The organism is Flavitalea sp., from assembly GCF_035489435.1.
Taxonomy (GTDB): Bacteria; Bacteroidota; Bacteroidia; order Chitinophagales; family Chitinophagaceae; genus DATHKG01.
The window spans coordinates 16,928-28,719 of record NZ_DATHKG010000087.1 but is presented as its reverse complement, the minus strand read 5'-3'; the positions used below and the strand labels follow the sequence as shown (position 1 = coordinate 28,719).

Annotated in this window: 6 protein-coding genes; 4 read left to right on the top strand and 2 right to left on the bottom strand. The window is 42.5% G+C overall.

Features of this window, described 5'->3' with window-relative positions; translation table 11 throughout:
- Positions 1 to 1,740, bottom strand: a 1,740-nt coding sequence (locus VK664_RS13070; RefSeq protein ID WP_461399112.1) for a family 10 glycosylhydrolase, incomplete at its 3' end; no start/stop codon positions are given.
- 299 nt (positions 1,741 to 2,039) lie between these two features.
- Complete coding sequence (locus VK664_RS13065; protein ID WP_461399111.1) at positions 2,040 to 3,137, bottom strand: adenylate/guanylate cyclase domain-containing protein; 1,098 nt, start codon at positions 3,135 to 3,137, stop codon at positions 2,040 to 2,042.
- A 171-nt stretch (positions 3,138 to 3,308) separates the two neighbouring features.
- On the opposite strand from VK664_RS13065, the gene VK664_RS13060 reads away from it, so the two are divergent.
- The 4 genes from VK664_RS13060 (at position 3,309) to VK664_RS13045 (ending at position 11,790) form a co-directional block, all read left to right on the top strand.
- Positions 3,309 to 6,503 (top strand): S41 family peptidase, encoded by a 3,195-nt coding sequence (locus VK664_RS13060; RefSeq protein WP_461399110.1) that lies wholly within the window; start codon positions 3,309 to 3,311, stop codon positions 6,501 to 6,503.
- 28 nt (positions 6,504 to 6,531) lie between these two features.
- A complete protein-coding gene (locus VK664_RS13055; protein WP_461399109.1) occupies positions 6,532 to 7,083 on the top strand; it encodes an RNA polymerase sigma factor in 552 nt (183 codons plus the stop codon).
- An 86-nt stretch (positions 7,084 to 7,169) separates the two neighbouring features.
- Positions 7,170 to 8,345 carry a FecR family protein gene (locus VK664_RS13050; RefSeq protein ID WP_461399108.1) on the top strand — a complete coding sequence of 392 codons (1,176 nt, stop codon included), beginning with the start codon at positions 7,170 to 7,172 and terminating at the stop codon, positions 8,343 to 8,345.
- A gap of 76 nt (positions 8,346 to 8,421) precedes the next feature.
- On the top strand, positions 8,422 to 11,790 hold the full coding sequence (locus VK664_RS13045; RefSeq protein WP_461399107.1) for a SusC/RagA family TonB-linked outer membrane protein: 3,369 nt from the start codon (positions 8,422 to 8,424) through the stop codon (positions 11,788 to 11,790).
- Positions 11,791 to 11,792 lie beyond the last annotated feature (2 nt).

Below are 11,792 nucleotides of genomic sequence, written 5' to 3'. Positions count from 1 at the left end.
GTCAGCCGCAATTAAATAATGATAGGGTACATCTGTCCAGTTGCGGTCTGAACCCATGCACCAGGTCTGGATATTTTTCAATCTTTGTCCTCCATCGGCGGAGGCTTCCAGCACTTTGCCTCCTTCATGGTGAACGGTAATGCGAACAGGCACGTGTTGCTTGTACGGTCTCGGATCATTCGCCTTCCATTCGGAGCGGGGAACAATGGCCACCACGTTAAGGAGCTTTTCACTACGTACACTTTCATTTCCCATGCGGTCAACAGCAGCTACGGCCACTGCGTTCAGTTTATCTTTTCCTTTCAACGTCTTTAATTCAGTCTTTCTATCACTGCGGTTCAGTATGCGATAGCTCCAGGTTTTGCCATATTGATAGTATACGACCCAATGGAAAACATCCTTTTCATACTTATGCGTCCAGCTTACATTCACCGTATCTTCCTGTTGGGTCAGGGATACAGCTGGTGCATCAGGTGCTTTATTATCGAGCCATTTACTGCCAGGAACCAAAGCCTGTTCCCTATAGGGTCCTTCGATCAGTGCTTTGGACATGCTGGGATTTTTTGTGGCAGATGAGATGCTCCAATGAATAACCCCGCTGCTTTTTGGTAACATACCGCGTGATATCATGATCTGGCTCAGCGTTTCTGTTGTCGTTTTGGCACTGGTATCGCGACCAACGCTGATGCCCGGCCAGAGATGACGGTTCATTTTATTTTCGTTCGACCACCATCCTAACAATACGGGGAAACTGAGTGGTATGCGATTGATCGGCCAATATAGCTGGGGAGAAAAATAATCGATCCATCCTTTGTTTAACCAGAGCTTTGCGTCGGCGTATAACTTATCATACTGATCAAAGCCGGCCGCGGATTCAGGGTGCCCCGGTCGCCAGATGCCGAATGGGCTCAATCCGAATTTGACATGTTTCTTTTCTGCTTTGATATCATCATAGAGGCGATGAATAAAACTGTTGACGCTTTCGCGCCGCCAGTCACCGCGCGATAATTTTCCGCCACCTGTCTGGTATTGTGCGTAGCTGGCGCTGTCGGGGAAATCTTCATTGCCATTATACTCAGGATAAGGATAGAAATAATCATCGAAATGCACACCGTCGATATCATATCTTTTGACAATATCCATTACTACAGCAACACCATGATCTTGTGTTCCTTTTTTTGAAGGATCAAACCACCAGTAACCTTCTTTCAGTTTTACAACCTGGTCCGGCATTCTCTTCACCATGGAGCTATCACTCACTGCTCCACCTGTAATATGATGTGCACGATAAGGGTTCAGCCATACATGCAATTCAAGTCCGCGCTCATGCGCCGCTTCTACCCAAAATTCCAGGGGGTCGTAATATGGATCGGGGGCTTTGCCTTGTACACCGGTGAGAAAATACGACCAGGGCTCGAGCGAACTCTGATACAAAGCATCGGCCTGCGGACGAACCTGGAATATGGCTGCATTGAAATTATGCGCTTTCAGAAAATCGAGTAGGGCGACGGCTTCCTGTTGTTGTTGATCGGTAGAGAGACCGGGCTTGCTCGGCCAGTTAATATTCGCAACGGTGGCTATCCATGCAGCCCGAAACTCTCTTGCTGCCCTGGGACTGCCGGATGTACCGGATGGCGATGCCGATGCAACAGTATTGGCTGATTGCCTGCTGGAAGCGCAGGAAAATAATATTAAGATAAGAAAAGAAAACAATGCAAATCGCAAGGAGGTGTTATACATAAGATGAAGTTGATCTTGCAAAATACTTCAAAAGGTAACAGGGATATGGGATAGTGTGCATGATATAAGAAGTATTTCTAAAAGTATCGTCTCCGCTTGTATCGGGATCGTTATTCAACTAATTCCTTTTTCTCAGTTGTTGATAAATTGATTTTAAGATGATTGTCATAATGGTTTACAACATCATCAAGTTTAGCAAATCTTCCATCATGGTAAAAGCCGCCTTTCATCTTCGTAAATAAACCACCTAAATGGTATAAGTAAGGTATTTACCAGTTGGCGAGTCAATCGTATACAATTTAGTCGTAAGAATCAATCGAATACAATTCAACTTTTTCCTCTTTTCCGCGCAGTTCCGTTTCACCCAATGATCTTACCAGGTAGCCGGTATCAAGTCTAAGCTGCTTTATTAATTCCCCCGATAGAAGTATGTCTACCTGGTAGAAATTACAAAGCGCTTGTATTCTTGCAGTGGTATTAAGGACATCGCCGGTAAAAATTATTTCTTTTTTGATCTCCCCGATTTCACCCGTCGTCACCTTGCCAAAATGAAACCCAGCCTTGAATCCGGGAACCACTCCAAATTCCCGCTCATATTTTGGAGTCTGCTTTTTTAACGCAGCTTTCATGGCATAAAAGCATTCAATACAATTATTGTCTTTCAGACCATTTTGCAGTTTCCAGGAAACAACGATCTCATCACCCACATACTGGTAAATTTCTCCGGAGTATTTGATGATAGGATCCGACAGATCGGAATAGTATTTCCTTAGCATTTCGAAATACCTGACATGGCCCAGACTTTCTGCAAAACTGGAAGAAGAGCGCATGTCCAGGAACATGAAGATTCTTTTTTCTTCTTTTGGAGAATGATACTTGCCTGTGAGAAAATTATTTAGAACATTAAGACCGATATTCTCACTCACCTCATTATAAAACTGCGATACCACAATGACCACGGCCATATATAGCGCGACACTCAAAAATGCATAGTCAAAGAAGAACGCCCATACGTAGTACCAGACCTGTTTATCAAAGACCGAGGCATGAAGATCTAATGAGTGAGCAAAGACAGTAGTGATGATCAGAAAGGAAATAATGATTGCGAGATAAATAAAGGATTTTAAAATGATCTTCCGGAGAAAGCTTTTTTGTGTGAACAATTTATTGAAGTAAAGTATTTCAAACGTTCCAATAAGCAAGCCGCTAAGAAGAGCAGAAACAGGCGTAATAATAATATTCCGTTTGAAATAATAAGGATTACCTGTTGAAGGGTAGTATCCGGACTCGCCGAGGATCCCTCTTTCCAATAATGTATAAGCCAGGCTGAAAATCAGCCATATCACACCAAACGGCAATATCCGCAAGACACTCGTTCTGGTTTTTGGCGTCAACATGCTTTTTCGAAATTAAGTGTTCTCCGTAGCTTTTAGGGGTATTTATCAACCTCCCTTATCATCTCTTGTTGCAAATTGAAAAGTACCTGGAGTAGTTCATTCATTACGCATCGGGTGAGTTTACTCCCTATATTCCTTATTAAATAGTAATTTGCCTCCCATTTTTACAACATGAGCAAAAGAAAAATATTTTCTTTATATATGCTTTTGCTGATAGCTTCATCGATACAAGCGCAGCAAAACCCGGAGTGGATGCGATATCCTGCCATTGCACCCGATGGAAAAAATATCGTGTTTTCTTATCATGGTGATCTATATAAGGTCTCAGTTAAGGGAGGACAAGCAACCGCATTGCTCATTCACGAAGCACATGATTTTATGCCCGTCTGGAGCCATAATAGCAAATCGATTGTCTTTGCAAGCAATCGGTATGGCAATTTTGATATTTTTATTATTGCAGCAACAGGTGGGGAAGCGCGGAGGCTTACATGGCATTCAGCCGATGAATTTCCATATGATTTTAACGATCAGGATAACCTGGTATTGTTCGGATCAGCAAGAATGGATGACCCTGCGAACAGGCAATTTCCATCTGAAGCTTTGCCTGAGCTGTACCAGGTACCGGCCATAGGTGGACGACCAAAACAGTTACTGACAATACCCGCAGAAGACGCAAAATGGAGTAAAGATGGAAAGTATATTATTTATCACGACAGGAAAGCCAGGGAAAATCCCTGGCGGAAACACCAGGTTTCCTCGGTAGCAAGGGAGCTGTGGTTGTATGATGTGGCAGCAGCTTCTTATAAAAAGATGAGTTCGTTTGCGGGAGAAAACAGGAGTCCGGTATTTGCATCAAATAATAAGGACATTTATTATCTCAGCGAAAAAAGTGGCAGTTTTAATATCTGGCAGGGATCATTGATTGATACCTCGTTTTCAAAACAAATTACTTTCTTCAAAGATCATCCGATCCGGTTTCTAAGTATCGCAAATGACAACACCTTATGTTTTGGATATAACGGGCAGATATATTTGCAAAAGAAAAATCAGCAGCCAGTTAAACTCAAGATATCGATTACAAACGATCAGAAATTAAACAATAAAAAAACTATTCCCGTAACAGAAATTCAGGAAATGGCCGTAGCTCCGTCGGGAAATGAGGTTGCTTTTATTTCCAGGGGGGAAGTTTTTGTAAGCAGTACTGAAGGCAAACATATCAAACGCATCAGTAATACATCCGAAACTGAAGCTGGTCTTAGCTTCTCACCAGATGGGAAAAAACTTGTGTATGCCAGCGAACGAGGCAATAGATGGAAGATAGTACAGGCTGAGATTGTCGCCGGCAATGAGCAATTATTTTCGTCTCCTTCGCAGATCAGGGAAACGGTTCTTATTGCAAATGAAAAAGAAAACAATCAGCCATCCTGTTCACCGGATGGAAAAGAGATTGCGTATATAGAGAACCGTTCTTCGCTTCGTATCTATAATATTGCTTCTCAAAAAGCAAGAACGATCCTCACACATGATCAGTTATTCAGTAAACGTGAGAACGATCAGTATTTTGAATGGAGTCCCGATGGTAAATGGCTTTTGGTTCAATTTACAGAACAGGGTAGTGGTAGTGATGAAGTTGGTATCATCAGCACATCGGGAAATGGTCAACTCTCCAACCTTACCCAAAGCGGTTTTACAGATCAGCATCCACGTTGGGCGATGAATGGAAAAATGATCAGCTGGCTTAGCGATCGCCAGGGATTGCACAGTTATGCGAACAGCAGTACCCGTGAAAATGATATCTATGCAATGTTTACTGATGCCGGGGCCTGGGAAAATTTTAAACTTAACAGGGCTGAAATAAAAACACCACAACCCGCTCAGGATACTGTTAAAAAAAAGCAGGCTGATGAATTCTTCTTAGACGGCAACATTGTCCGTGATAGAAAAGAACGACTCACTACCAGGCCGGGGTTGTTAATTGATGCATTGGTCAGCAAAGATGGTAGCACACTATATCATCTGACCAAAACAATAAAAAATTATGATCTTTGGGCCACTAATCTGCGCAGCAGAGAATCAATACTGCTGATGCCGTTGAATCTGAGAAGTGGCATTATGCAATGGGATAAAGAGCAAAATATCATTTTCCTTCTGGCAGATGATAAAATTTTTGAGATCGATCCTGCCCGGTCAAAACGGGATACCCTAAACACCTACACTGAAATAACCGTTGATCCAGCTAAAGAACGGGAGGCAATGTTTGAACACGTCTGGCGACGAACAGCGGAAACCTTTTATACCAACGGTATGCATGGAGCAAACTGGAATGCATTGAAACAAACCTATCAACTTCATCTTCCAGGTATTAATAACAATTATGATTTTGCTGAAATGCTTAATGAACTTTTAGGCGAATTGAACACAAGTCATACAGGTGCTGCCTTTAATAACAACCGAAAAGATGCGACAGTCACTGCATCGCTTGGAGTATTTTATGATCAGCAGTACAAGAGTAATGGAATGAAGATTGAAGAGATCATTACCGGGGGACCTTTGGATTATCTGAGTTATGATATCAAAGCAGGAGCCATTATTGAAGCCATCGATGGTATAGTGATAGAAAAAGATAAGGACATAGCTCAGTATCTGAATGGAAAGCAGGGAAAAAAGATCATCCTTAAAATAAATGATGGCGCAGAGTCGAGAGAACTGTCTGTAAAACCGGTTTCTCCGGCAGAAGAAGCTGATCTTCTTTACAGGCGATGGGTGAAACGAAATGAGGAAGAAACCATCAGGCAGAGTAATGGTGAAATCGGTTATGTTCATCTGTACCGGATGAACGATGCCGCGTATCGTGACGTATATGAAGAAGCGCTGGGAAGGTTTGCAAAATGCAAAGCCATTATTATCGATACCCGCTTTAACCGTGGTGGTGATCTTGCTCCTGAACTGGCGATGTTTCTGAGCGGCATAAAACTGCGCGATAATACATCAGACAGTTTCCTGTTTAGCAGCGAGCCGCTTTTCCGCTGGACCAAGCCTTCAATAGTTCTTGCAAATGAAGCCAATTACAGCGATGGACATTGTTTTGTATACGATTATCAATATCTGCATATGGGAAAGTTCGTTGGTATGCCCATTCCCGGCAGCTGTACCTGGATGACGGGTCAGAGTCTGCAGGATAATACGCTTAGCTATAGTGTTCCGACACTTGGCGTAAAAACAATGGATGGGCGATATATGGAAAATTATCAAACAGAACCTGATATAAAAGTGATCAATGAATACGGCATTGTTGGTAAAGGCCGCGATCAGCAACTCGAAGCTGCTATCAAAACATTAATGGATGATCTAAAAATAAATAAATAAAGTGTCTCATAGCTAAGAACCGCTGTAAATGAATGAGGAAGAACAGAATATACTTTATTGGGATGGATTGCGAAAAGGAGATAAGCAGGCGCTTTTTCAGTTATACAATAACACCTATTTTCATCTTGTGCGATTTGGTTTAAAAATCAGCCCCGATGATGAACTCGTAAAAGATTCTGTGACCCAGCTTTTTCTCCAGCTTTGGGATAAGCATGGCCGTTTGAATGAAGTGACCCATGTAAGAGCTTATCTATTCACTTCTCTCAAAAGAATGCTGCTTGACAAGCTGGCCTGTCATTCCAGGACCGATGCTGCTATTATTAAACTTCAGTATAAAGAAGAAGATGTGGAACTTTCGTATGAAGAGATCATTATCCGTGTACAACATGATGATGAACTCCGGAATAAGCTTCACAAAGCGATGGAGCAGTTAACACCAAAGCAAAAAGAGCTGATCCGCCTCATGTTTTTTGAGGGGCTTAGTTATAAGCAAGTGGCGGAACAGACTTCTCAAAGTATTAAAACCGCGTATAATACGATCTATAATGCGATTAAGAGTTTGCGGACGATCCTAAAATGATTTAAATCCGTGGTTCAGAAAAAAAATCCATGAATTACCCGGGAAAAAAAACCGGAAAGCCCCTCTGTATATCAAAGCCCCGGTTAATGGACATCCAAAACTACAAGGTAGAAGACATCATATGCAATGAATCTTTTCAGCGTTATTGCCTGGGCAGCAATAAAGAAGATATCCAATTTTGGGAGAATTGGATAAAAGATAACCCATTGCAATTTGCCGTGATTTCCGAAGCAAAGCATATCTTCTCAGTTCTGAATGCCAACCAGGGCAATCTCCCGGTTCAGCTGAACCAGCTAAAAGATGGAATTATCCGTTTCGAAATGTTGAAAGAGGCGCTCGGACATACAACATACCAACACAGCGAGCAGCCAGCCCAGACCCGGCAAACAACCCACACTCAAGATCCGGAAACAGGTACCCGGTACATAGCAACCGGCAACCACCAACCACCAACCAGACGAATCCTAAAATACGCAGTCTCAATGGCCGCCTCTTTATTGCTGGTGCTATCGGCGGTTTACTATTATACACGGCCATCCCAAACTATTGATAAAGCAAAAACCAAAGCAACTCTTGCAGGAACCGTTATCCGATCTGGCAATGAACCAAGAAAAACAGTGGTATTGCCTGATGGTTCTATTGTAATACTCCGCAGCAACACTACCATCACACTTGCTTCTGATTTTAATCTTGTCAACCGTGAACTGGTACTTTCCGGGGAGGCTTTTTTTGATGTAACGCATCATAAAGACCACCCGTTTACAGTTCATGCAGGTAAGATAAATATTGAAGTATTGGGTACGGTATTTAACGTTAATGCATACCCTGCAAATGCCAATACCGAAACTTCTTTATTCAGGGGAAAAGTAGCCGTATCCAAAAACGACCATCCCGATCAGAAAGTGATCCTTACCCCCAATATGAAACTAATACTTGCAAATGAAACAACTGTGAGTGAACCTGTAAAACATAATCCTTTCCGTATTGAATCTATGGCTGTTGATTCGGTAAGCCATAAAGCCAGGGAAATAGCCTGGGTTCGTAACCGTTTGAAAATAGAAGATGAATCTCTGTTAACGATCGCTGATAAACTGCAAAAATGGTATGGAATAGAGATCAGTTTTGCAGATGAACAGGTAAAGACCTATCGCTATTCCGGAACATTTGAAAGTGAAACAGTAGTAAAAGCGCTGGAGGCGTTGCAACTATCGTATCCGTTCAATTTCCAGATACGGAAGGATACGATTGTGATCAGTAAGTAAACAGAAAACCTGAAAATATAGCTGCTTCGAAGCAGCAGATTGTTTCAAAGATTTAGATCATAAACCAAAAACTGACATGATGACGATGACTGCAAATGCACCTTCAGAAAACCCCCGGGGCTTTCCCTGCCGTAAACTTTTTTTTCTTACAAAGCTGACTGCAATTTTGCTGGTATGTTTATGCCTGCAGGTACATGCAACCGGTAACGCACAAGAAAAAATAAACCTGAAATTACGGGAAACAACCTTAAAACATTTGCTGAATGAGGTGGAAAAACAAACTATGTACAGGTTTGTTTACCACACAGGCACTTTGCCTGACGATAGAAAGATCGATATCAACGTAACGAATGCAGATCTGGCGCAGGTACTGGCAAAAGCATTTGCCGGCCTTCCACTCAACTACAGGCTGCAGGAAGATAATTTAGTCGTGATCTTTTCAACCGATAAAACTTCAGCCGATAAAGCATCACCCGAACGGAAAGTAAGCGGAAAAGTCACCGGTGCAAATGATACGCCATTATCCGGCGTATCGGTTCTCGTATCCGGCACCGGTATTGGTACTACTACCAATGCATCGGGTGATTATAGCCTGCAGGTACCAGATGATGCAAAAACGCTTGACTTCTCGCTGGTTGGTTATCTTGGCCAAAAGATTAGTATCAATGATCAGCTGGTTATCAATGTAACGATGCAGACGACGGCTACCAGCCTGGGTGAAGTAGTGGTTACAGGTTATACTAATTATACAAGAAATAAATCCGCTTCAGCAGCCATCACTGTGGGAAGCGATAAAATAAATGACGTACCGGTAGCTACTTTTGATCAGGCCTTACAGGGTCGTGTTGCCGGTTTGACCGTGTCTGCCGTTTCGGGCCAGCCCGGTACAAGTTCCAGGGTTATACTTCGTGGTATCGGATCTATTGGAGGCAATAATAACGTGTTATATGTAATGGATGGAGTGCCGATTGAATCTGATTTTTTTCAGTCAATCAACCCGGGTGATATTGAATCCATAACAGTATTAAAAGACGCGTCTGCAAAAGCTATCTATGGATCCCGTGGATCCAACGGCGTTATCGTAATCACTACAAAAAAAGGAAAAGCGGGAAAACTATCGCTTGAATACAGATCACAATATGGCGTTTCAACACTTACTTCGACCAAATTCGATATGATGAATTCGGCTCAACGGAAAATGTTTGAAGAAGGTATCGGACAGGAAACCGGGGCGGAAGCAGGGCCTTTCTGGACCTATTCGAAACTAAATCCTGATTATGCTACAATGACGGCCGCACAAAAACAGAGGGCCGATGATATAACCGACAGTTTACTAGGTGTGAATACCGACTGGCGCGACCTGTTTATGCGAGATGGGAGTTTTATGGAGCAGCAGATCAGCGCTAGTGGTGGCAACCAGAATATCCGTTTTTATACCTCGCTGAATTATTTTGATCAGCAAGGCGTGGTAAAAGTATCTGGTATGAAAAGATACACGCTGAAAAACAATCTTGACTTCAGCTATGGAAAATTCGCCGCTAACATCAATCTGAATATTGGTTATTCAAATTCAACACTTATCCAGAATGAAGGTGGATCAGGCGGACAGAACCCACTATCCGCTGTATATTATGCATTGCCTTACGAATATCCTTATGCGCCGGACGGCAAACTGGTAACAACGGGTGATGGTACTTTGTATCCTACGCTTGATCTCCGCGAAGGAAGTGACTCATACGAACGGATGTTGAATTCTTCCAAAAAACAGGATCAGCTTAAAAGCATACTCGGTATGTCTCTGAGTTATACACTTGCCAAAGGGCTGGTCGCAAAAACCAGGTTGGGAGTGGACTACCGGGACCTTACATCCGAAGATTGGATAAACGCCGATTCTTATGCCGGTACACGTGTTACCCCGGGACGGCTTGGAAGCTTTGGCGAATCGATCACACGTCGTACATCACTTGTTTCTACTTCCGGTTTAACTTACAACAATATATTTGCTGAAGATCATGAACTGGAGGTTACAGGTTTGTTTGAGTATCTCAACAATAAAACAAGAGCCTTTGGGTATACAGGCTATGGTCTTGATTCAAGACTCCCGCAAACTCCTGCCGCAATTGGTGCGCCAAGTACTTATACTCCCACTCTCACCGGCAGGCGCACACAAAACTCTATGGCTTCATGGATAGGGCTATTAAGATATACATATAATGACAAGTATACACTCAATGCCAGCTATCGTTATGACGGTTCTTCTACACTTCCGGAAGTGAACCGCTGGCACGGATTCTATTCAGCAGGGTTAAGCTGGGAAGCAAAAAAAGAATCATTTCTTGAAAACGTAGATGCAATTTCTAATCTCCGTTTCCGTGCCAGTTATGGAACTACTGCAAGTCCTTTTCCTGGTGATTTTACTTATCTTCCTACTTACACACAAACATCATACGGTGGTGTTTCTGCTATTGCACCAGCGCAGCCGGGTAATCCGAACTATGACTGGGAATATGGTAGCGAGCTGAATATCGGTTTTGACCTGGGACTTTTCAAAAATCGTGTACGCCTTACCGCAGAATATTATAACAGGGTGACGAGCAATCTTTTTATCAATCAGCCGCTTTCAGCAACATCCGGATTTGGAAGCCTGAATATCAGTTCGGGTGAAATGAGAAACCGTGGAGTTGAATTTGATCTGCAGGGTGATATCATAAAAACAAAAGACCTGGTCTGGACTTTAGGTGGTAATATGGCTTATAATAAAAATGAAGTGCTTGATCTTGGTGGCGCGAATGAATTTGAATTCCAGTATACAGGTATCATAAGGGTCGGACTTCCTTACGGAGCTCATTATGCGCCCAAATGGGCAGGAGTAAATCCGGATAATGGAGATCCGCAGTATTATACACCGGATGGCCAGATCACGACAACATATAATGCAGCTACTCTTAGTGTGACAGATTTTGGAACTTATATTCCGTTGATCACCGGAGGCATCAATACTTCATTGACATGGAAGGATTTTTCATTTAATGCGTTGTTTGTATTCAACGCAATAGTGAATCGATATAACAACGAAGATTATTTTAACGAGAACCCAAGCTTTATCACCAGTAACCAGTCAACACGGCTGTTGTACGATCGCTGGCAAAAACCAGGTGATAATTCGATATTACCTCGCATCAATGCGCCACGAAATTATACATCAAGGGATATACAGGATGCTTCTTATATAAGGCTTAGGAATATCAATCTTGGTTATAACGTTCCAAAATCAGTTATCGACAAATGGAAATTCATTAATGGTATCCAGATCAATCTGCAGGCACAGAATCTGCTGACCTGGACCAAGTGGAGAGGATTTGACCCCGAAAACGGTAATGAATATGCGCGTTTCAGCTATCCGGCTCCAAGAACATATGTGGTGGGTTTAAATGTTAACTTTTAATT